The following is a 22,646-nucleotide window of genomic DNA, read 5'->3' as shown; positions in this document are numbered from 1 at the left end:
CCGCTTCAGGCCGCCCCGGCCGGGCTGCGCGAGCGCAGCACCTCGTCCAGCATGCGGGTCAGCTGCGCCTCGCCGTAAGGCTTGCTCAGCACCCGCGCTTCGCGGTCATCCGCCACCGAGGACGGGTCGCCGCTGGCATAGATCACGGCGATGCCCGGCTGCAGCTCTCGCGCCTGCCTCGCCAGTTCGACGCCGGAGCTGCCGGGCAGCTTGATGTCGGTCAGCAGCGTGTCGATGCTCATGGTCTTGAGCGTGGCGAAGGCCTCCTCCGCGCTGGCGGCCTCGATCACCACATATCCGGACGCCTGCAGCATGTCGCTGGTGTTCATCCGGATCAGCGCATCGTCCTCCACCAGCAGCACCGTCGCCGGCTTGGGCTGCGCGGAGGCCCTTTCGATCGCGGCCCCGGAGACGCCCGGACTCGACACGGTCATGCGGGGCACGGCGCCGGCCCGCGCGCGCTGGCGGTCATTGGCCAGTACATGGCGGATCTTTCGCGCCAGCGCCTCGCGGGTATAGGGCTTGGAAATCAGCTCGACGCCCGGATCGAGCTTACCGCCATGGACGATCGAATTCTCCGTATAGCCCGAGGTGAACAGCACCGAGATCTCGGGTAGCCTCGCCTTGGCCTTGCGGGCCAGTTCCGGGCTCTTCAGCTCGCCCGGCATCACGACGTCGGTGAACAGCAGGTCGATCGGTATCCCGCTCTCGATCACGTTGAGCGCGCTGGCCGCATCCACCGCCTTCAGGACGCGGTAGCCCAGATCGGTCAGCATCTCGATCACCGTGGCGCGGACCTCGTCATCGTCCTCGACCACCAGCACGGTCTCCGTCCCGCCCGTCACCGGGCCGGCGGTCAGATCGACCACGATATCCTCTTCTTCGAGCGAGCGCGGCAGATAGAGCCGCACCGTCGTGCCATGGCCGAGTTCGGAATAGATCTTGATGTGGCCGCCCGACTGCTTGACGAAGCCATAGACCATCGAGAGACCCAGCCCGGAGCCCTTGCCTTCGCCCTTGGTCGAGAAGAACGGCTCGAACACGCGGTCGATCACGGCCGGAGCGATGCCGGAGCCGGTGTCGGTGACGGCCAGCATCACATACTGGCCGGCGCTGACTTCGTCGTGCTCGCGCGCATAGTCGTTGTCCAGATGCGCGTTGGAGAGCTCGATCGTAAGCTTGCCTTCGCCGTTCATCGCATCGCGCGCGTTGACCGCCAGGTTGAGCAGCGCATTCTCGATCTGGGTGGGATCGACGAAGGTGTTCCAGAGCCCCCCGCCGACGACCGTCTCGATCTCGATCGTCTCGCCCAGCGCACGGCGCATCATGTCGTCCATCTCCTGGACGAGGCGACCGACATGGACCACCTTGGGCTCCAGCGCCTGGCGCCGCCCGAAGGCGAGGAGTTGCGCCGCAAGCCGGGCCCCGCGCGCGACACCCGCCATGGCGCTCGCGACGCGCTTCTCGGCCCGCTCGTTGCCGGCGACGTCCTTGCTCAGCAGCTGGAGATTGCCCGAGACGACCTGCAGCAGATTGTTGAAATCATGCGCCACGCCGCCGGTGAGCTTGCCGACCGTCTCGAGCTTCTGCGCCTGCAGCAGCTTGGCCTCCGCCCGGCGCCGCTCCTCGGTCTCGGTCACGACCCGGGCCTCGAGGCTCTCGTTGAGCTGGCGCAGCGCGAGCTCGGCCGCGCGGCGATGGGTGATGTCGGTGTGGACGCCGACCCATTCGGCGATCTCGCCGGTCTCGTCGAGGATCGGCAGCGCCCGGATCGAGAACACCCGCCAGCCACCGGTGCGGTCCCGCACGCGATGCTCGTGGACATACATCGCCTTGGCGTCGACCGCCTGGTTCCAGGTCCGGATCGAGCCTTCCCGATCCTCGGGATGGACCGCATCGGCCCAGCCGAAGCCCTGATATTCGGCGAAGCTCTGGCCCGTCAGCGCCGACCAGCCGGGCTGCTCGCCGCGCATCTGCCCGTCGGCGCTGTTGGTCCAGAGGACGCCATGAACCGCGTCCATCGCGGTGCGGAAGCGGCGATAGCTCGCCGTCAACTCCTGTTCCATGGTCACGCGGGCGGTCTGGTCGATCACGGTACACATCACCCCGCCGACCGCGCCGCCGCCATCATAGACCGGCGTGTAATGCAGATCGAAGACGAAGCGGCGCGCGGTGCCCGAGAGATCGAGCGTCATCGGCACGTTGCGATGCGCGACCGCCTCGCCGCGCCGGGCCGCTTCCAGCACCGGGCGGTTCCAGTCCCAGACCTCGGGCATGGCCGGCTCCACGGCCGCGCCCATCAGCGCCGGATGGCGCGAGCCGACGATCTCCCGATAGGCGTCGTTGTAGATCAGCCGGTGCTCCGGCCCCCACATCAGAACCTTCGGCACCGGCGAGTTCAGAATGTTCTGCACCGTGGTACGCAGTTCGAGCGGCCAGCCCGCGCTCGCTCCCAGCGGCGTCGCGGCCCAGTCGAATTCGCGCACCAGCGCGCCGCAGGCCCCTCCGCCGATCAGCCAGCCCGGGGTGGCGCGCCCGCGCGCCTGGGCCAGCAGGCGAAGACCCTCCGCGATCACCTCGTGATCCGACACACCCTCTCTTCGGCAGATGGCGAGCAGCGCCTCGGTCTCGGAGCTCGGTTGGGTCATGGGCCTTCCCTGCGCGGTCATGGGCGGTCCTGCGGCAGTTGATGACGGCCGTCAAGTTGATCCATCGCTCGCCTCCCCGTGGTGGACGGCCTCGCCGAGCAGGCGGTGCATGGCCGCATCCAGCGCGGCCAGGTTGTAAGGCTTTCGCAAGGTGGCGGCGGCGGTGAGGCCGAGCAAAGCCAGATCGTCATAGCCGGTGGCGAAGACAAAGGGCACGCCGGCATGCATCAGGCGCTCACCGAGCATCTCGGAGGTCCCGCTGCCGAGATTGACGTCGAGGATCGCCACATCCGGAAGCGCCCGGTCGAGACAGGCACTCGCCTCCGAGACATTCGCGCAAACCTCCACCGTCTTCGCGCCGAGCTGGAGCAGCATGTCCTCGCAATCCATCGCGATGATGAACTGGTCCTCGACGACCAGAACATGGCGCCCCTCCAGCGGTCGCCCGCCCCGGCTCTCGGGCTCGGACGGAGCGGTCAGGAGCGACTCCTGCGTCCCGCCCCAGGTGACGAAGCGGGCGGGGATGCGCAGCACGCCGCGCAGTCCGGCCGGGAGGAAGGACAGATCGCTCGTGCCGCCGAGATCGAACGGGATGCTGCGCGAAATCAGGATGCTGCCGAATCCCTGGCGTGCCGGAGGCGCGACCAGCGGGCCGCCGCTTTCCTGCCAGGCGATCTCGCAATCGCCGACGCCATTGCGCGACCAGCCGATCGAGAGCCGCCCGCCTCCTGCGGACAGCGCGCCATATTTGGCGGCGTTGGTCACCAGCTCGTGGATCACGAGCGCCAGGACGGAAAAGGCGCGCGCATCCAGCATGGCGGGCGGGCCCTCGACGACGATTTCGCCCGCGCCCGTACGGTATGGAGAGAGTTCGGCCGCCATCAGATCGGCCAGCGAACCGCCGCCGGCGCCGCGCATCGCCTGGTCATGAGCCACCGCCAGCGCCTCGACCCGCCCCCTCAGCGCCGCGACATAGGCCTCGATCGTCGCCCCGTCGGCCAGCGGATGCGACACGATCGACTTGATCAGGGACAGGATATTTTTGACCCGGTGGTTGAGCTCCTGGTTCAGGACGCGCTGGCGCGCCTCGGTCTTGCTGCGCTCGTCGGCCAGCAGCTCGCTCTGCCGCAGCACCAGCTCGATCAGGGTGCGCCGCGTCGATTCGGCGAGCTCCCGCTCCACCGCCGTCCAGGCCCGCGAATGGCCCGCGACCGTCTCTTTCCAGACCGCGAAGCTCTGGCGCGGCGTCAGCCGGTCGCCGAGCGGGCCGGACGGATAGGTCTTGTTGGGATCACCGCCCCACTCGATGGTCTGCACGAACTCCTTGCGGAAGAAGAAGATGTAGTCCCGCGGGATCTGCGAGAGCGGCACGATCAGCACGCCGGCGAAGAGCAAGGCATGGTCGCGCGCTGCCGGCATCGCTTCCGCCAGCGCCGTCGTCGCCCAGATCTTGCCCTCGCAGACCGAGCCGGCAAAGCTCGCCAGTTCGCGTACGAAATCGGCCGGTGGCGCACTGCCCTGCGCGCGCCATTCGCCGTTGACGTAGATGCCGACGCCATCGCTCTCGACCAGCTCGCGGAACGCGCCGAGATGGTGCCCGAGGAAGTCCGTTGCGTCGGTGACGTGGGAGGCGGAGGCCAGCAGCCCGTTGAGGAAATCGCGCGCCCGCTCCGCCGCCAGCAGGAGCTGCTTTTGCGTCAGTGCCCCCAGCTGCAGGGAGAAGAACTCGCCGAAGATCTCGGCGGCGATCCGCCGGTTCATCGAAAGCGAGCGTCGGCTGTAATGATGGCAGGCGATCAGCCCCCACAGCTTGCCTTCCAGGATGACGGATACCGACATCGAGGCGGCGACGCCCATATTGCGCAGATATTCGCAATGGATCGGCGAGACGCTGCGCAGATGCGCATAGGACAGGTCCAGAGGCTCGCCGGCCGCGTCCAGCTCCGGCATGATCGCAAAACGCTCGCCGCTGGCGTCCGAGACAATGCGGATGGGATTGAGCAGATAGAGCTGGCGCGCCTGCTGGGGAATGTCGCTGGCCGGGAAATGCTGGCCGAGGAAGCTTTCCAGATTGGGCCGCTTGGCCTCGCTGACGACCTTGCCCGAGCCGTCCGGCGCGAACTGGTAGACCATCACCCGGTCATATTGCAGCACCGCCCGTAGCAACCGCGCCGCGCTCTCGATCAGTTGGGCCGGCGAGACGACGGTGGACAGGCGCCCGACCAGCGTGCGCGCGAATTCGAGCGGGGAGCTCGGCCCGTCCGAGGCCGCTTCCTCGAACTCGATGATCGCATTGCCCTTGAAGCTGTGGATCGAGACGTCGAAGCTGCAGCCGAGCGCGGCGAAATGGTGCCGCGGCAGCAGCCCCGCCCGAGAGGGCAGGCTCGAACGCGCCAGCGCATTGCGCATCTCGTGGACGGCCGGCCCGCCCAGCACCTCCTCGAGCTTGCGGCCGATGAATTCGAAGGTCTCGAAGCCCAGGAAGGCGGCGGCGTTCGCCGAATGGCGCCGGATTGTCACCACCTCCGCATCGCAGACGATGAGGCAGCCATGCGGCTGCACGCTGCCGGGAATGTGAATCGGCTCGCGATCGCAATTGGTCAGGTCGACAGTGATCATGCAGCAGGCAGCTCGCGCGAGGAGAAGGCCTGGATCGCATGGTCGAACACGGCGCGGGCCGCGCCCGCGGCGCGCTCCCATGACGATGCATCGACCTGGTCCAGCAGCGCGAGAAGCTCGCGCCAGGCCGCCATCGACGCCGCCTGGGCCGAGAGATAATGCGCTCCGTGGCTCGCGCTCATCCCCAGCGCGGCCGCCGACTTCACCAGCACGCGGGCGCCGAGCGCCGATCCCTCGAGCACATAGGTGGCGCCGAGGGCGGAAGCCATGTCATTTGACAGGACGAGACGCTCGGTCGCGGGCTCGCTCAGTTCCCGGTCCGCGAGGTCGCGCCGCAGTTCCGGCTCCATCCGCCTCACCGAGACCGTCCGGACCAGCCCGGCCAGCGCCTGCTCCACCGGAAGGCGGTGCCGGAACGAGCCGATGAGGAAGCGGTCGTAATCGGCCATGCTCGCGAAAGTGCCGATGATGCCGTCGAGCCTTTCGTGCAGATCACGGGTCTCCACACGCAGGAAACCCCTCAGCCCATCCATCCGGCACTCCGCCTCGAAACCCGTTCGACCATCGCGGGCCATGCACGCTTGGGGGAATCCGTCGCGGCCGGGCTTCAAATCGGTCAACGCAGCAGAACGCGCTCGCGCCTCGAAGGTTCCACGGCGCGCGAAAGAATTCGCAGGCGTCGCCGCCTTGGACGACCCGCAGGCCCGCCATCGGCGGCAAGCGATCAGTTCTGGACGAAACTCGTCGGCAGGGGCCTCACGGCCGGCCCGCTGAAGCGACCCGGCTTGGCATCGGCCGGATCGCTCTGGCTGAAGCCGAGCGAGGCGGCCGGGCTGGGGCCGGCGATCGGCACGGCTCCGCCGGCATTAGGCCGGGCCTTGGCCGTCGCGACGGTCACGGTCCTCGCGCCAGAGGCGCCATGCGGACGCGCGACGGCGCTGAATAGCGACTCCAGCCCGTTGCGATCCATCGAGCCGCTCTCCTCGGCGGCGGGCGGCGGATTCGTCACGGCCGCAGCCGCTGCAACAGCCTCGCGAGGCCGGGAGGGCGGCAGCGGATGATTGACGGCGACGAGACGGCCGGTCGGCACCGCCGCAGCCTCTGACTCGCCCGCGCGCATCGCAACGGCCGCGAGGCTCGCGCCCGCCAGCTCCACCGGACGCGTCGGCGGCAGCGGCGCATCCACGGCCGGACCGGCGAGGCTCGATGCGATCGAACCGGTCATTTCATCCGGCCGGCGCGGCGGCAGCGAAGCGAGAACGAGCTTCTGGTCGCCGCCGGGGCCGGTCTGGGCGAAGGCCAGCGCTCCTGCGCCGGCGGGCAGCGCCGCGATCTGCGTGCCGTCGATGCCGGACGGGGCCGACAGCTCGCGCGGACGTGCCATCGGCAGCGGCGCGTCGATGAGCTGGGCGCGGCGCGGCTGCTGCGGCTGCGGCTCGGGCGGCGGGGCGGCGGCGATCGCGACCGATGCGGGCGCCTCCTCCGCCGCCGGTTGCGGCTGCGGCTGAAGCTGCGGCGCCAACCGTTGCGAGCGCTCGCGGGTGACGGCGCGCGTGGTCGGTTCGGGCGCGGCCGAGATCAGGAAGCGTCCGGCATTGTCGGAGGTGCTGTCGTCGCGCCGCCCGGCATAGGCCATCACGGTCGGCTGCTGCACCGGCGCGCCGCGGCGCTGGGCGGGCCGCGCATCGGCCTCTTCCTCGTCGCCGCCGAAGATCATCGCCCACAGGCTCTTGCGACCCGAGGCCTGCACCGCACCCTCGTCGGCATCGGCCACCGCATAGCCGCCGACCGAGCCGCCGCCGGCCATGATCTCCGCCCGTGCCATCTCGTAGCCCGCCAGAGGCTGGCCGTCGGCGGGGATGTGGACAGTCTTCTGGTCGGGGAACAGGCGCACCAGCTGGTCGCGCGTCATGCGCGGCCAGGACCGGACCGAACCGACATCCAGATGGACGAACGGGGTATGCGCATTGGGATAGAAACCGACGCCGCCGCGCTGGAGCCGCATGCCGATCTCGCGGATGCGGGCGGTGGGAACGTCCGGCAGGTAGAAGTCCATCGCCTTGCCGAGCATGTGCTGGCTGTGCTTGGCGACCGCGCGCGAGCGTCGACGCAGCATCGCGTTGGTGTTGGGTGAGCGATAGGCCGAGACGACATGGAAGGGCTGGTCGGAGCCGAGCTGGCGATGCACCTCCCAGGCGACGTCGAAGAGGCGCGGATCCATGCGGATCGGCTCGTCGCTGCGCCAATCGCGCAGGGCCCAGTTCAGCTTCTCCAGCGCGGCCGGGACATAGCGGCCATCCTGCTTGAAGGTGACGGTCGTCTCCTCCTTGGTGTGCATGTGCAGGATGGTGATGGTGCGCGTGTCGCCGTTCGCCGCCGCGTTCTGGGTGCCGCGAATGCCGAAGAGAGAGGCCGCGATCACCAGCACGAGCCCGGTCAGACGCCGCCGGCCCGGCCGTGCGAGGACGCGCGGCGATCCCCGAAGCGTGGCGTCCATCCAGCCCAACCTGCCTGCCCAATCTGCCTGTTCCGCCCCGGTGCATGGCCGGAGCGGAGCGTTAACGTGAACGAACAGTTGCGGAGAAGCGTTAACGCCTCGTTAGCAGGGCGGCGATGGCGACGCCGCAGCCTGCTCGGGCGAGCCGTTCGCCTGAAACCGCGACGGCATGAGGCCCTTTTGGCAACGTAGGGTCAACCCTGCTGTTCGAGCGCCTGCCGCACCAGCCTGTGGAAGCCGTAGACGTCGTCGAATCGCGAGACCTTCCCGTCGGCGCCGACCACCATGGTGTTGTAGACCAGATGGATCGGCATCGGATGGGGCAGGTTGATGCGCCGCTCGCCCTTCCCGATGAGGCTCTTCAGCCGCTCGGTCGTCCATTCCGGGCCCAGAAGCTGGTCGGCGAGCGCGAAGGGATTGTCGACACGCACGCAGCCATGGCTGAAGGCGCGCCGCTCGGCGGAAAAGAGCCTGCGATTGGGCGTGTCGTGCAGATAGACCGCATGCTCGTTCGGGAACATGAACTTGATCCAGCCCAGCGCATTGCGCTCGCCCGGCGGCTGGCGCACCGAGATGGCGCCGCCCTTGGTCCGCGTCACCACATAGCCGCGCTTGGCCGCGTAATCCGGATCGGCCGCCAGACCGGGCAGAAACTCCTTCTTCATGATGGAAGGCGGCACATACCAGGACGGATTGACGATCACATGGTCCATCCGGTGCGAGAAGATCGGCGTCGCCGATTCGGGCTTGCCGATGATCGCCCGCGCCTCGTGGACCACCTTGCCGGCGCGCAGCACGCGCACCCGCATCTCCGGCACATTGACCATGATGTGGTCGGTGCCGAGATCCTGCGGCAGCCAGCGCCAGCGCTCCATCTGGGCGATGATGTTGGCCTCGCCCTGCGCGGAAGCCGGCCGGCCGAGCGCGGCGACGGTGCGCTCGCTGAGGATGCCGTTGGCGGGCAGGCCCGCCTTCTTCTGGAAGTCGGCGAGGGCGAGCGCCGTCGAGCGGTCGAACACCGCGTCGTCGCTGGGGCCGAGGCCGAGGCGGGCGCGGACCAGCGGCACGCGATCGTCGCGCATGCCGACCTTCAGCGCCGGGCCTGCCGGAATGCGCACCAGCGGGGTGTCGTCGAGATGCTCGCGCGCCTGCGCGAGCATCGCCTTGAGGCGCCGATATTGCTCGTGCGGCGGGTTGTAGGCCGCCAGCGCGGCCCCGGCATCGCCGGCGCCGGACAGGGTGGCGAGCACCTCCCCTGCCGCCGGCAGCTCGAGCTTCGGCGTCAGCAGCTTCGAGAGCTTGCGCGGATCCAGACGCCCGCCGCGCGCGTCGCGGGCATAGAGCACGGCCAAAGCCGAGAGCCGCAGATCCGCCTCGGCGAGCTTGGCGCTGTCGCGCGCCTCGAACACCGGCAGCGCGTAATCGGTCGGCCGCAGCCCGTCATCGGCCGCACGCTCGAGCTGCGCGACGATGCGCTTGCCCGCGGCGGTCCACCCCTGGGCGTCGATCCAGAAGGGCTTGTTGTCGCGTGCCTGATAGGCCGCGACGATCTCGGCCCGCTCCCGCTCGCCGAGACGGCGCACCGCGACGCCCTCGGCCGCACGGGCGGCGATATCGGCCGCAAAGGCGAGGCCCGGATCGACCTCGACCACGACCTTCGGCATCTCCGGCACGGGCACGATCGGCTGGGTCGCCTGCAAAGGCCCGGCCGCGGCCGCAGGCGCCGTCACCGAGGCGGATACCGGCCTGCCCGCCGCGAGCGCGGGGTCGGCGGCGGGCATCTCGATGGTGGGAATGTCGAGCGTCACCGCTTGAGGCTCGGCCTCGGGCGCGGGGGCGGCGGCATCGATCGAAGCGGGATTGCGCGGCCGCGCGGCCGAAGAGACCGTGCCGGTGACGATCTCCGGCTCGAGCTCGGGGGCTGCGGCCGTTTCCTTCTGCGCGGGGGAATCCTCGGCGGCCGAGACCGCCTGCGGAACGGCGGCATCCTGGGACGCAGCGGCCGGGGAGGCCTCTTCGACGGCCTGCACGGGCTGCGTCACGGCCTCGCCGGAAGTGACTGTCTGCGCCAGACTCGCAGCGCAACCCAGCATGATCGCCAAGGCCGATGCCGTGGTCAGATTCGCCCAATGGCGACGACTCATTTCGCTGATCCCGTGAGGTGCCGGCCCGTGCCATTCCTTGCGCCGGCCGGTCTGCTTCGACAAGATGCGGCGGCGCAACAGGCCGACGCTTTTCACATGCGCGCGGCTCAGGCCGCGTCGGTGTCTTCGGAGGCGTTCTCGCTCTCCAGCAGCCCGTAATCCTTCAGCTTGCGATAGAGCGTGGAGCGCCCGATCCCGAGCTTGCGGGACACCTCCGACATATGCCCGCGGTAATGCGAGAGCGCGAAGGTGATGATGTCGCGCTCCAGCTCGTCGAGCTTGCGCATGTCGGATCCGGAGACGAGTTCCAGCGAGTTGGGATCGCGCACTGGCATATGGATGATTCGCGGCGGCGCCTCCGGCACCGGCTCGCCGCGCGGGGCCGAGGCGGGCGCGGGCGGGATGCGCACGTCGTACCCCTCCATCTGCGCCGCGATCTGCGGAAATTCGGCGACGCCGAGCTCGGGCCCGTCCGCCAGCACGACGGCGCGGAACATAGCGTTCTCGAGCTGGCGGACATTGCCCGGCCAGTCATAGCTCGCGATCAGGCTCAGGGCTTCGCTGGAGATGGCGCCGAGCTTCTTGCCCTCCTCGGCCGCGAACCGCGCCATGAAGCCGCGGGCGAGGTCGGGAATGTCCTCCCGGCGCTGGCGCAGCGGCGGCAGCGTGATCGGGAACACATTGAGCCGGTAATACAGATCCTCCCGGAACTCGCCATTCTTCACCTGGTCGAGCAGGCTCTTGTTGGTGGCCGAGATCAGCCGGATATCGACCCGGACCGACCTCTTGGCGCCGACCGGATCCACCTCGCTCTCCTGGATCGCCCGCAGCAGCTTCACCTGCGCGTCGAGCGGCAATTCGCCGACCTCGTCGAGGAACAGCGTGCCGCCATTGGCCTCGACGAATTTGCCGAGATGACGCTCGGTCGCGCCGGTGAAGGCGCCCTTTTCATGCCCGAACAGGATCGATTCCACGAGGTTGTGCGGAATGGCGCCGCAATTGACCGTGACGAAGGGCTTGCCCTTGCGGTCGCTGGACCCCTGGATCGCGCGGGCCAGCACCTCCTTGCCGACGCCCGATTCCCCCTCGATCAGGATCGGAATGTTGGATTTGGCAGCGCGTTCGGCCAGCCGAACCACGCGGCCCATATCGGGGCTCTTGGTCGCCAGATCGCGAAAGCCGAGCATGTTCGAGGCGCGACGCTTGATGTGGCGCAGTTCGTGCTCGAGCGCGCCGAGCTTGAGCGCGTTCTTGAGCGAAACCTGCAGGCGCTCCGCACCGACGGGCTTCACCACGAAATCGATCGCCCCGCCGCGCATCGCGGCCACGACGGTCTCGATCGAGCCGTTCGCCGTCTGCACGATCACCGGCGTCGCGATCTCCCGCTCGCGCAGGGCCGCGAGCACCCCCATGCCGTCCAGGCCCGGCATGTTGAGGTCGAGCACGATCGCGTCGATCCGCTCGCCGCCCGGAGCCGCGATCAACGCGAGCGCGGCCTCGCCGGTTTCGGCGATGGCGACGTCGTAGCCCGAGCGCTTCAACATCGCGTCCAGCAGCCGGCGCTGCACGGGATCGTCGTCGACGACGAGAACGGTGGCGGTCATGGCACCTCGACAGATAGCGGACGCGCACCCCGCGAGAGGCGCCGGCGGAGAATCGCCTGTTCCGTTCTGGGGCATGGTCGGAGCAAAGGGTTAAGCGCGGTTTAAGTCTCGCGCCGCGCCGGCCGATATCCCCAACTGGGTCGAACGCGGCCGGCCCGCGCTGAAATCCGGGGCGATGCCCCGATGGCCGAGCCGGCAACCTATCCTGTTGTCGCAGCATCGGATTCGGCCGAGATGCCGATTCCGTTTCCCGGCCCGATGCTCTAAGGGGAAGCGGGGGCGGAACGGAGCGACCAGACTGATGGCGATGATGCGGGATCTGACGGCAGCCCTTCGGACGCCCCTGAGCGGGCAGGCCGGCGCGGCGCCTGCGGGCGCGACGGGCGAGTTGCCGGAGTGGAATCTCGCCGACCTCTACCCCGGGATCGATTCGCCCGCGCTCGTGGCCGATCTGGCCCGGGCCTTCGACGAATCGCGGGCCCTGGCCGAGCGCTATCGCGGCCGGCTCGCCGAACTCGCGGCTGCCCCCGATGCCAGCGCCCAGCTGGCCGAGGCCGTACGGGCCTATGAAGGGCTCAGCGATCTGCTCGGCCGGATCGGCGCCTATGCGGGCCTGGTCTATTCCGGCGACACCACCGACCCGCAGCGCGCCAAATTCTATGGCGATACGCAGGACAAGCTGAACGCTGCGATCACCGAGCTCCTGTTCTTCGAGCTCGAGCTCAACCGAATCGACCCGGATCTGCTGGCACAGGTGGCGGCACAGCCGCCGCTCTCCCACTGGAAGCCCTGGCTCACCGACCTCGCCAAGGACAAGCCGCACCAGCTCGACGACCGGCTGGAAGCGCTGTTCCACGAAAAGTCGATGACCGGCGCGGCGGCCTGGAACCGGCTTTTCGACGAGACGATCGCTTCGCTGCGCTTCGCGATCGACGGCGAGGAGCTGACGCTCGAACTGACGCTGAACAAGCTGCAGGACAGCGACGGGCAGATCCGCCGCAAGGCGGCCGAGGCGCTGAGTGCCGTCTTCCGCAAGGAGCTGCGCATCTTCGCGCTCATCACCAACACGCTGGCCAAGGACAAGGAAATCTCCGACCGCTGGCGCAAATTCCAGGATGTCGCGGATTCCCGCCACCTCGCCAACCGCGTCGAGCGGGAGGTCGTCGATGCGCTGGTGAGCGCTGTGCGGGCGGCTTATCCGCGCCTCTCCCATCGCTATTACCGGCTGAAGGCGCAGTGGTTCGGCCGCGAGGCCCTCGATTTCTGGGACCGCAACGCCCCGCTGCCGCAGGTGGCGCAGCGCACCATCCCCTGGTCGGAGGCGCGCGAGACCGTTCTGTCAGCCTATGGCGCCTTCTCGCCGAAGATGGCCGATATCGCGCGCCGCTTCTTCGACGAACGCTGGATCGACGCCCCCCCGCGCCCGGGCAAGGCGCCCGGCGCCTTCGCGCATCCCACGGTACCCTCCGCCCACCCCTATGTGCTGCTGAACTATCAGGGCAAGCCGCGCGACGTGATGACGCTCGCCCATGAGCTCGGCCATGGCGTGCATCAGGTCCTCGCCGCACCGAACGGCGCCCTGATGGCCCCCACCCCGCTGACGCTGGCCGAGACCGCGAGCGTCTTCGGCGAAATGCTGACCTTCCGCCGCCTGCTCGACGCCACGCGGGACGGCGCCCAGCGCAAGGCGATGCTGGCCCAGAAGGTCGAGGACATGATCAACACGGTCGTGCGCCAGATCGCCTTCTACAGCTTCGAGCGCAAGGTCCATGAGGCCCGCCGCCAGGGCGAGCTGACCGGCGAAGCGATCTGCGCCCTGTGGATGGAGGTGCAGGCCGAAAGCCTCGGCCCCGCGATCCGCCTGTCGGACGGTTACGAGCCCTTCTGGTGCTACATCCCGCACTTCATCCACTCGCCGTTCTACGTCTATGCCTATGCTTTCGGCGACTGCCTGGTGAACTCGCTCTACGGCGTCTACCGCAACACGCCGGAGGGCTTCCAGGACCGCTATTTCGCGCTTCTGGCGGCCGGCGGCACCAAGCACCATTCCGAATTGCTCGCGCCGTTCGGGCTGGACGCGCGCGATCCCGGCTTCTGGCAGATCGGCCTGTCGATGATCGAGGGCATGATCGCCGAGCTGGAAGCGATGGACTGACGGCGCCCGGCTTCCGGACGCCGCCTGCGGCTCAGAACTGCACCCGCAGGCCGACCTGCGAGACATTCGCGGTGTAATCCGCCCCGGTCGCCGTCGAGTTCAGCCGCTCATGGGTGAAACTGGCGCGGATCGCGAAGGTCCGGGTCAGCTTGTATTCCAGCCGGGCGCCGAGGCTCGTCAGGTCCTCGCGAAGGCTCTGCCCGTCATATTCGGTGCGCCCCAGCGTGGCGAAACCGGTCACCGTGAGGTTGCGCCGCAGGGCATGGGCGATCTCGATGGTCGCGCGGCGCGCCGTGGTGCCGGAAGAGCCCGGCACGGTCGTGTCGCCGAGCGAAGCGCTGCCGCGCAGCGTAACGGTGGTCAGCGGCGTCGGCGACCAGATGAGCGCGGCATCGCCGACGAAGCCGCGCAGATCCTGCAACCTGGCGTCCTCGTAGCGCCGGTTCTGATAGCCGCCCGAGATTTCGCCGGTGAGCTGGCGGCTGAGCTCGAAGCTGGAGCCGATCCGCCCGGTCAGCCCGCTCGATGAACGCATATAGCCGTTGCTGTCGACCTTCTGATCGAATTCGCGGCGGTCGATCTCGGCTTCTGCGAAGGGCCTGATGCCCGGCGTGACCTCATAGGCCGCGCGCAGACGCAGATCATATTGAGTCTGGTTGCGGTCCTTCTGGGACAGGATCGCGCCGCTGGAGAGCTGCGCATCGGCATAGTCGCTGCGGTCCACCGCCCCGCGCAGCGTCAGCTGCAGCCGGTTGATGTCGCGCGTGATGCCGGCCGCACCGCCATATTGCCAGACCTCGGGACGGCCCTGCACCGCCGCCGTCAGATCGGGCGAGCCGGGACGTTGGGTGTCGAGCTGGGCTCGGCTTTCGAGCAGCAGCCGCGTATCGCGGTCGATGTCGAGCCTCAGATCGAGATTGCCCTGCGCATCCGGCCGCGAAGCCTGTCGGTTGGTGAAATAGTCGACATAGCCGCCGCGCAGCTGCCCTTTCAGCTCGTGCACGTTCCAGTCGGACTGAAGGCCGATCTCGGCGTCGTAGCGCTGGAAGAACGAGCCCTTGGCGTTGAACCCGCTCTTGCGCTCGGGATTTGTGTCGTAGCCGCCCGAGGCCGTCACCGCCGGCTTGAGCACGAGCGAGCCGAACCTGATCCCCAGCGGCGCCCAGGGATCGTCCTCGACCGGCCTGCGGCGGCGGGGCACAGGCGGCGGCTCGGAGGCGTTGAGCCCCGACACCACCGTCTTCGGCAGGCCCGTGCCGCGCTGGATGCTGCCGCGCAGGGCCGGCGTCTGGACCGATTGGCTCGCCCGGCGCGGCTGCCCGCGCGCGATGGCGGAACGGCTCCCCGGCGCCACCACGGGATCGCCCGGCCCCTGAACCTGCGGCGTGCCGCTGCGCAGCGCATCGGGGCCGAGCGCCTGCGCCCGCGCGGCCTGCGCGAAGGCCAGCCCGGCAAAGGCCGCGCTGCAGAGCAGCAGAAGGGGGGCTCGGCCGGACAAGGGGCGGACTCGGGGCTCCACGAAAACGCGAGGCGCGCAACCGGCGCGCATGGTTAACGGAGTTAGAACGAGCAGGGTTAAGGAGGCGTCAACGGAGCTGACGGCCCCCAGTGGAAATGCCGGGGCGGGCCATGCTAAAGCGCCGGCCATGACCGACGACATCCGCGCTTCGGCGCTGCGCACCATCGCCACCGAGCGCGCGGGGCTCGACACGCTTCACGCCGCCTTGGCCGATGGGCTCGGCGCTCCTTTCAGCCGGGCCGTCGCCATGATCCTCGCCGCGACGGGCCGCGTGGTGGTGTCGGGCATGGGCAAATCCGGCCATGTCGGGCGCAAGCTCGCGGCCACCCTGGCCTCGACCGGCACGCCGGCCCATTTCGTCCATCCGGCCGAGGCCAGCCATGGCGATCTCGGCATGGTGCGCCCCGAGGATGTGGTGATCGCGCTGTCCTGGTCGGGCGAGACGGCCGAACTCGCCGCTCTGGTCGGCTATACGCGCCGCTTCCGGGTCGGCCTGATCGCCTTCACCGCCAATCCCGAGAGCACGCTGGGGCGTGAGGCGGATATCCCCCTGATCCTGCCCAAGGCGACGGAGGCCTGCCCGAACGGCCTCGCCCCGACCACCTCGACCACCATGCAGATCGCGCTGGGCGATGCCCTCGCCGTAGCGCTGCTGGAAGCGCGCGGTTTCTCGCGCCAGGATTTCTTCGTCTACCATCCGGGCGGCAAGCTGGGAGCGCAGCTCAAGACGGTCGAGAGCATCATGCATCGTGGAGGCGAATTGCCGCTCGCCGGGCTGCAGACGGCTCTTCCGGACGTCATCGCCCTGATTTCGCAGAAGGGCTTCGGCTGCGCGATCATCGTCGACGAAGCGGGCCGCCTGGCCGGCGTCGTCACCGATGGCGACCTTCGCCGCAAGGCCACGCTGTCCGGCGGCCCGGCCCTGCAGGCCCGCCACGTCATGACCACCGCCCCCCGCCATGTCCGTCCCGACACGCTGGCGGCGGAAGCGCTGGAACTGGTCAATCGCCTGCGGATCACGGCCCTGATCGTCGCCGATGCCGATCAAATCCCGGTCGGGCTGGTCCATGTCCATGATCTGCTGGCCATGGGCGTGGCCTGATCCCGCAAGGTGGATCATCCCTTTTCAGGGTCTGTTGCGTTCGTTTTCGACGCTCCGGCGCGATTGCCAATCTCGCTTCCGGCAGCGTAGAAAACAGGGGACATGCAATTACGCGATTTGCATTGGAGTCTCGCGCCGACCCCGCTCTCTCCGCATGTCATGGAGAATATCGAGCGCATCCTGCAGGCGGTCCGCCTGCGGATGGATATGGATGTCGCTTTCGTCTCGGAGTTTCTGGAGCATGACCGCGTCTTTCGCGGCGTTTCCCCGGATGACGGCACCGGACCGCTGGTCGCCGGAGACGCTCTATCGCTGGGCAAAGGCTATTGCCGCCACGTCGTCGAAGGCCGCCTCCCGCAGCTGATCCCCGATACCACGGCGGTCGAATTCACCGCCACGATCGCCGAGACGCACGCGCTCCCGATCGGTGCGCATATGAGCGTGCCCATCGCCCTCGAGGGCGGGCGCATCTTCGGCACGCTCTGCTGTTTCAGCCATCGCGCCAACCTGTCGCTCGGCGAGCGCGACATCGCGTTGCTGCGCACCCTGGGCGACGTGATCGCGACCGAGATCGCGGCGGACATCCGTGACGACACCAGGAGACGGGCTGCCCTCAAGGCCATTGAGGCGGCCGTCGACGCCGGCGATCCCTATATCGTCGTGCAGCCGATCAGGCGGCTCGCCGACCGCTCGCTGACAGGCGTGGAATGCCTCGCGCGTTTCGCCGCCGAGCCGGGCCGCTCGCCCGATCTCTGGTTCGCGGAAGCGCAATCGGTCGCCTATGGCGTCGAGCTCGAACTACTGGCCGCGCGCAAGGCGCTGGCCCTCTGCGCGGATCTGCCGGCGCCGCTTTCGGTCAGCATCAATTTCTCCCCCGATACGCTGGTGGCGGCGTCCATGCCGGAGGCGCTGGACGGGTTCGACCCGCAGCGCATCGTGATCGAGATGACCGAGCATGTGCCGGTCCAAGACTATGGGCCGATCATCGAGACCCTGAAGCCGCTGCGCAGCAAAGGCATGCGGATCGCCATCGACGATGCGGGTGCGGGCTATTCGAGCCTGCGCCACATCCTCAGCATCAGGCCAGACGTGATCAAGCTCGATATCGGTTTGACCCGCGATGTCGACAGCGACCCGGTCCGCAATGCCCTGGCCGCGGCGCTGGCCGAATTCGCCCGCCGGACGAACACGATGCTGGTGGCGGAAGGCATCGAGACCGAAAAGGAATTCGAGACCCTGCGCGACCTCGGCTTCCACACCGGCCAGGGCTATCTGCTGGGTCGCCCGCAGCCGCTGGGGCAGCTCCTCTCGGAGACTGGCCCGCCGACATCGCTTGCCGGTGGGAGACCTTCCAAGTCTCGCCGGCAACCGGCACGAGCCAAGCCCCTGCCATAGCAGCGCGCTCGCAGACGCTCTTGAGCACCTTTCGAGCCGGCGCGCCCAGCGGCGCAGCACGGCCTCGATCGCGCCGTGACCCGACTGGCAGGCACCTCGGCGCGCCGATCACGCCGGCGTGATGGATCAAATCCGGCAGCCGCCCGTTCCTTGGTCTCATTCCAATTCGAAACCGGGAAGCGTGGATATGCCACTTGACCAGTTCCGCCCCACGCGACGGACGGCCGTCGCGGCGGGAGCGGCCACCGTGGTGGGCGGAGTATCGCCCTTTGCAGCCGAATCACGTACGACCTCCAGCGGCGCCACGGGCCCGGTACCGGCCGCGCGGAACGAGGTCGGATTCACCGTCAACGGCCAGCCCGCGCGCCTGACGCTCGACCCCCGCGTGACCCTCCTCGACGCGCTGCGCGAGCATCTTCATCTCACAGGGTCGAAGAAGGGCTGCGATCAGGGGCAGTGCGGCGCCTGCACCGTGCTGGTCAACGGCCAGCGCATCAATTCCTGCCTCTCCCTCGCCGTGATGCATGACGGCGACGAGATCACCACGATCGAAGGGCTGGGCGAACCCGGCAAGCTGCACCCGATGCAAGCCGCCTTCGTGAAGCATGACGGCTTCCAGTGCGGCTACTGCACCCCCGGCCAGATCTGCTCCTCCGTCGGCATGCTCAACGAGATCTCTGCAGGCATCCCCAGCCACGTCACCGCCGAGTTGGAGCAGGTGGCCTTTTCCGAGGCCGAGGTCCGTGAACGCATGAGCGGCAATATCTGCCGCTGCGCCGCCTATCCGAACATCGTCGCCGCCATTCGCGAAGTGCATGAAGGAGAGCGCGGATGAGGCCCTTCACCTATGAGCGGGCCACCGACCCCGCTGCTGCGGCCAAGGCGCTCGCGGCGAACCCGAATGCCAAGCTGATCGCGGGCGGCACCAATCTGCTCGATCTGATGAAGCTGGAGATAGAGAAGCCGACCCATCTCATCGACATCAACCGCATCGGTCTGGACGCGATCGAGCCGACGCAGGACGGCGGGCTTCGGATCGGCGCGCTGGTGCGCAACACAGTGCTGGCCGCCGATGCCCGCGTGAGGAAGGACTACGCGGTGCTGTCCCGCGCCCTCCTGTCCGGCGCTTCAGGGCAGCTGCGCAACAAGGCGACCACGGCAGGCAACCTGCTGCAGCGCACCCGTTGCCCGTATTTCTACGACACGGCCACGCCCTGCAACAAGCGCGAGCCGGGCTCGGGCTGTTCCGCGATCGAGGGCTTCAGCCGCAATCTGGCGGTGATCGGTGTAAGCGACGCCTGCATCGCGACCCACCCCTCGGATATGGCGGTGGCGATGCGGGTGCTCGACGCGACCGTGGAGACGGTTTCCCCCGATGGGGCGACCCGCAGCATCCCCATCGCCGAATTCCACCGCCTTCCCGGTGACACACCCCAGATCGAGACGAATCTGAAGCCCGGCGAGCTGATCACCGCCGTGACGCTTCCGAAACCCATTGCCGGCAAACATGTCTATCGCAAAGTGCGGGATCGAGCTTCCTACGCCTTCGCGACCGTCTCCATCGCCGCCATCCTTGGGACCGATGGGAGCGGACGCTTTGCTTTCGGTGGGCTGGCGCACAAGCCCTGGCGCAGCAAGGAGGCGGACGCCGCCTTCGCCAGGGGCAGCGATGCCGTGGCGGATGCTGCGCTCTCCGGCGCCAGAGCGACCAAGCAGAACGAATTCAAGCTCGGCCTTACCCGTCGCGTCCTCGCGACCATAACCGCCTGACCGGGGATCGCCGCCATGGATTTCAGTACGCCAGCCACCGCTCCCAACCCGATTGACCGGGGCCGCATCGTCACCAAGCCGTTCGACCGGATCGAGGGGCCGCTCAAGGTCTCGGGCCGGGCGCATTACGCCTATGAATTTCATGAGGAGTTCCCGAACGCGGTCTATGGCTTCGTCCTGGGTGCGAGCATTCCACGCGGGAAGATCGTCTCCATCGACGTCAAGCAGGCCGAGGCTGCGCCTGGCGTGCTCCTCGTGATGACGCATCTCAACGCTCCCAAGCAGGATGCCGAGGGCAAGCATAATGCTCCGCAGCTCGCCGGGCCGGAGATCGAGCAGGCCGAGCAGGCGGTGGCCTTCGTCGTCGCCGAGAGCTTCGAGCAGGCCCGCGCCGCGGCCAAGCTCATCGACATCCGCTACGAACGCGGGGCGGGCGAGTTCGACCTCGCGAAGGTGAAGGATTCCGGTGATCCGGTCGAGGAAGCCCCGGATTCCAAGGTCGGCGATTTCGACAGCGCCTTCGCCTCCGCTCCGGTGAAGGTGGATGTGACCTACACCACGCCGGACCAGTCTCACGCGATGATGGAGCCGCATGCCTCCGTCGCCCGCTGGGACGGCGACAGGCTCGTCGTCTACACCTCCAACCAGATGATCCACTGGGCTCATGCCGGTATCGCCGGCACCCTCGGCCTGCCGAAGGAGAAGGTCCGCGTCGTTTCGCATTATATCGGCGGCGGCTTCGGCTCGAAGCTCTTCATCTATGCCGATCCGATCCTGGCGGCGCTGGCGGCGCGCGAGCTGAGGCGCCCTGTGAAGGTGACGCTCACGCGCCCGCAGATCTTCAACCACACCAATCACCGCCCCGCGACGATCCAGCATCTGCGGCTGGGTGCGGATAAGGACGGCAAGCTCGTCGCGGTCGGCCATGATGCCTATTGCGGCAATCAGGAGGGCGGCGAGGCCGAGAACGCCGCCGACCAGACCAAGCTGCTCTATGGCGGCGAGAACCGGCTGATCCGCACCCGCATGGCCGAGCTTCATCTGCCCAAGGGTGGCGCGATGCGCGCACCGGGTGAAGCGGTCGGCCTGCTGGCCCTCGAATGCGCCATCGACGAACTGGCGGAGAAGGCCGGTGTCGATCCGGTCGAGCTGCGCATCCGCAACGACATCCAGTACGATCCGGAAAAGGGGCCGGACCGGCCCTTCTCCTCGCGCAAGCTGGTCGAATGTCTGCGCGACGGCGCCAGGCGCTTCGGCTGGGAAAAGCGCAGCGCCAAGCCGGCCAGTACCCGCGACGGCCAATGGCTCATCGGCATGGGCGTCGCAGCCGGCATTCGCAACAATCTGGTGATGCCCTCCGGCGCCCGCGCGACCCTCGATGGCAAAGGCGAACTCACCATCGAAACGCAGATGACGGATATCGGCACCGGCAGCTACACCATTCTCGGGCAAGTGGCGGCCGAGATGCTCGGCCTGCCGCTCGACAAGGTGCATGTAAAGCTCGGCGACAGCGACTTCCCCGAATCCGCCGGCTCAGGCGGCTCCTGGGGCGCGAACTCTGCTTCGGCGGGCGTCTATGCCGCCTGCATGGCTCTGCGCAACGAGATCGCCCGCAAGGCCGGCGTCAACTCCGACGATGCCGAATTCGCCGATGGCGCGGTCAAGGCCGGCCAGCGCAGCGTGCCGCTCGGCGAGATCGCCCGCAGCGGCTCGCTATCGGCCACCGACAAAGCCAGCTTCGGCAAGCTCACCAAGCAGTTCGCCCAGGCGAGCTTCGCCGCGCATTTCTGTGAGCTGGGCGTCGATGCCGCCAGCGGCGAGGTGCGGATCCGGCGGATGCTGAGCGTCTGCGCGGCCGGGCGCATCCTCAACCCGAAGACGGCTCGCTCCCAATGCCTCGGCGGCATGACGATGGGCATCGGCGCGGCGCTGATGGAGGAGCAGGTCGTCGATCAGCGCTTCGGCAAGTTCATCAACCACGACCTCGCCGAATATCAGGTGCCGGTCCATGCCGATATTCCGGCGCTGGACGTCGTGTTCCTCGACGAGCTCGACGACAAATCTTCCTGGCTGAAGGCCAAGGGTGTCGGCGAACTCGGCATCTGCGGCGTCGGCGCGGCCGTGGCCAACGCGGTCTACAACGCGACCGGCGTGCGCGTTCGTGACTATCCCTTGACCCTCGACAAGATCCTCCCGGCCATGCCGGGGACGATCTGAGAAGGTGCCACCGGGAACCATTGCGCCACGGAGGGGTTCATTCATCCCGGGTTTAGGCCCGGTATGGCCTGCTCGGCCATCGCCAACAGGATGATCATGATGAAACGCATCGTCGCCCTCGCCCTTCTCGGTTCGCTCGGATGGGCCGGCTTCGCCTTGCCGGCCCAGGCCGGTCAGGACCTGCCCGCAGGACTGGCCCGCCAGATCGACGCTCAGGCGGCCGAATTCACCGCCAGCGATGCCAAGCTGCGCCGCATGGAAATCATTCGCCGGACGATGGAACGGGACCGCTATCAGCGCGGGCGGGGTCCGGGCTATGGCGCGCCCGCTTATGGCCGCTACCGGGGTTATGACGGCCCCCGCCGCGGCTATTACGGCCCGCGTCCGGGCTATGGTGGGCCTCGCCCGGGCTATTACGGCCAGGGAGTCCACCCCGGCACCGGCTACCCGCCGGGCTATTACGGCCGCTGAAGTCAGGTTTCACGAGAAACCGCCTCGAACGGGGCGGTTTCTCGAAAAACGAAATGACAGAAAATACAGCACATGTTTGATTTGTCGTTTCATTTCATGATTATTTTTAACAAGAAATATTTCTGGAACACGTAATTATACCGATCATATTTCGGCTTCGGATTGCTTTCAGACTGAAATCTATTCTCGCAACACAACTCGAACGTCGGAGAATCATACGATGGAACGTCGCAACTTCCTGCTCGGCCTCGCCGCGCTCGCTGCCGGCTCCGCCACGCTGGCTCTCTCCGGCAAGGCCGACGCCGCGCCCGTCACGGCCCCCGCCGATACGCTGAAGGATGCGGCGAAGACCGCCGAGAGCCGTGCGACGCTGCCGGACGGCACGCCCATCGAGAAGGCGCAATATTATCGTGACCGGCGCTATCGCCGCGGCCCGCGCCGCCGTCGCCAGGTGTGCCGCGTGACGCGCAACCGCTTCGGCCGCCCGGTGCGCGTCTGCCGGACC

General features: G+C 68.2%; 15 protein-coding genes. 8 read left to right on the top strand and 7 right to left on the bottom strand.

The window, feature by feature from the left end; translation table 11 throughout:
• Positions 1–5 precede the first annotated feature (5 nt).
• The 6 genes from ACOJTB_RS21150 to ACOJTB_RS21125 form a co-directional block, all read right to left on the bottom strand.
• Complete coding sequence (locus ACOJTB_RS21150) at positions 6–2,648, bottom strand: hybrid sensor histidine kinase/response regulator (RefSeq protein ID WP_420104495.1); 2,643 nt, start codon at positions 2,646–2,648, stop codon at positions 6–8.
• A gap of 51 nt (positions 2,649–2,699) precedes the next feature.
• A complete protein-coding gene (locus tag ACOJTB_RS21145; protein ID WP_420104494.1) occupies positions 2,700–5,267 on the bottom strand; it encodes an HWE histidine kinase domain-containing protein in 2,568 nt (855 codons plus the stop codon).
• A complete protein-coding gene (locus ACOJTB_RS21140) occupies positions 5,264–5,800 on the bottom strand; it encodes a biliverdin-producing heme oxygenase (protein ID WP_420104493.1) in 537 nt (178 codons plus the stop codon). The genes ACOJTB_RS21145 and ACOJTB_RS21140 overlap by 4 nt, the downstream gene beginning before the upstream one ends.
• A 191-nt stretch (positions 5,801–5,991) precedes the next feature.
• Positions 5,992–7,764 carry a peptidoglycan L,D-endopeptidase MepK gene (locus ACOJTB_RS21135; RefSeq protein WP_420104492.1) on the bottom strand — a complete coding sequence of 591 codons (1,773 nt, stop codon included), beginning with the start codon at positions 7,762–7,764 and terminating at the stop codon, positions 5,992–5,994.
• A 194-nt stretch (positions 7,765–7,958) separates the two neighbouring features.
• Positions 7,959–9,908 carry a L,D-transpeptidase family protein gene (locus ACOJTB_RS21130; RefSeq protein WP_420104491.1) on the bottom strand — a complete coding sequence of 650 codons (1,950 nt, stop codon included), beginning with the start codon at positions 9,906–9,908 and terminating at the stop codon, positions 7,959–7,961.
• 107 nt (positions 9,909–10,015) lie between these two features.
• Positions 10,016–11,512: a sigma-54-dependent transcriptional regulator gene (locus tag ACOJTB_RS21125; protein ID WP_420104490.1), complete on the bottom strand. Its 1,497-nt coding sequence runs from the start codon at positions 11,510–11,512 to the stop codon at positions 10,016–10,018.
• Positions 11,513–11,819: 307 nt separating this feature from the next.
• Here ACOJTB_RS21125 and ACOJTB_RS21120 point away from each other — a divergent pair, with 307 nt between their 5' ends.
• Positions 11,820–13,667, top strand: a complete 1,848-nt coding sequence (locus tag ACOJTB_RS21120) for a M3 family oligoendopeptidase (RefSeq protein WP_420104591.1) — start codon at positions 11,820–11,822, stop codon at positions 13,665–13,667.
• A gap of 31 nt (positions 13,668–13,698) precedes the next feature.
• Here the strand turns inward: ACOJTB_RS21120 and ACOJTB_RS21115 are convergent, their stop codons facing one another.
• Positions 13,699–15,165, bottom strand: a complete 1,467-nt coding sequence (locus ACOJTB_RS21115) for an outer membrane beta-barrel protein (protein WP_420104489.1) — start codon at positions 15,163–15,165, stop codon at positions 13,699–13,701.
• 148 nt (positions 15,166–15,313) lie between these two features.
• Here ACOJTB_RS21115 and ACOJTB_RS21110 point away from each other — a divergent pair, with 148 nt between their 5' ends.
• The 7 genes from ACOJTB_RS21110 to ACOJTB_RS21080 form a co-directional block, all read left to right on the top strand.
• Positions 15,314–16,288 (top strand): KpsF/GutQ family sugar-phosphate isomerase, encoded by a 975-nt coding sequence (locus tag ACOJTB_RS21110; protein WP_420104488.1) that lies wholly within the window; start codon positions 15,314–15,316, stop codon positions 16,286–16,288.
• A gap of 102 nt (positions 16,289–16,390) precedes the next feature.
• Positions 16,391–17,683: an EAL domain-containing protein gene (locus tag ACOJTB_RS21105; protein ID WP_420104487.1), complete on the top strand. Its 1,293-nt coding sequence runs from the start codon at positions 16,391–16,393 to the stop codon at positions 17,681–17,683.
• Positions 17,684–17,870: 187 nt separating this feature from the next.
• A complete protein-coding gene (gene paoA, locus ACOJTB_RS21100) occupies positions 17,871–18,518 on the top strand; it encodes an aldehyde dehydrogenase iron-sulfur subunit PaoA (protein WP_420104590.1) in 648 nt (215 codons plus the stop codon).
• Complete coding sequence (locus ACOJTB_RS21095) at positions 18,515–19,453, top strand: FAD binding domain-containing protein (RefSeq protein ID WP_420104486.1); 939 nt, start codon at positions 18,515–18,517, stop codon at positions 19,451–19,453. The genes paoA and ACOJTB_RS21095 overlap by 4 nt, the downstream gene beginning before the upstream one ends.
• Before the next feature lie 15 nt (positions 19,454–19,468).
• Positions 19,469–21,670, top strand: a complete 2,202-nt coding sequence (locus tag ACOJTB_RS21090; protein WP_420104485.1) for a molybdopterin cofactor-binding domain-containing protein — start codon at positions 19,469–19,471, stop codon at positions 21,668–21,670.
• Between the two features lie 99 nt (positions 21,671–21,769).
• Complete coding sequence (locus tag ACOJTB_RS21085) at positions 21,770–22,141, top strand: hypothetical protein (protein WP_420104484.1); 372 nt, start codon at positions 21,770–21,772, stop codon at positions 22,139–22,141.
• A gap of 220 nt (positions 22,142–22,361) precedes the next feature.
• The coding region (locus tag ACOJTB_RS21080; RefSeq protein WP_420104483.1) for a hypothetical protein at positions 22,362–22,646 on the top strand (285 nt) is incomplete at its 3' end.

The organism is Allobosea sp. (genome assembly GCF_048595345.1).
Classification (GTDB): domain Bacteria; phylum Pseudomonadota; class Alphaproteobacteria; order Rhizobiales; family Beijerinckiaceae; genus Allobosea.
Note: the sequence above shows the minus strand (reverse complement) of the source record. Positions and strands in the feature narration are given on the sequence as shown.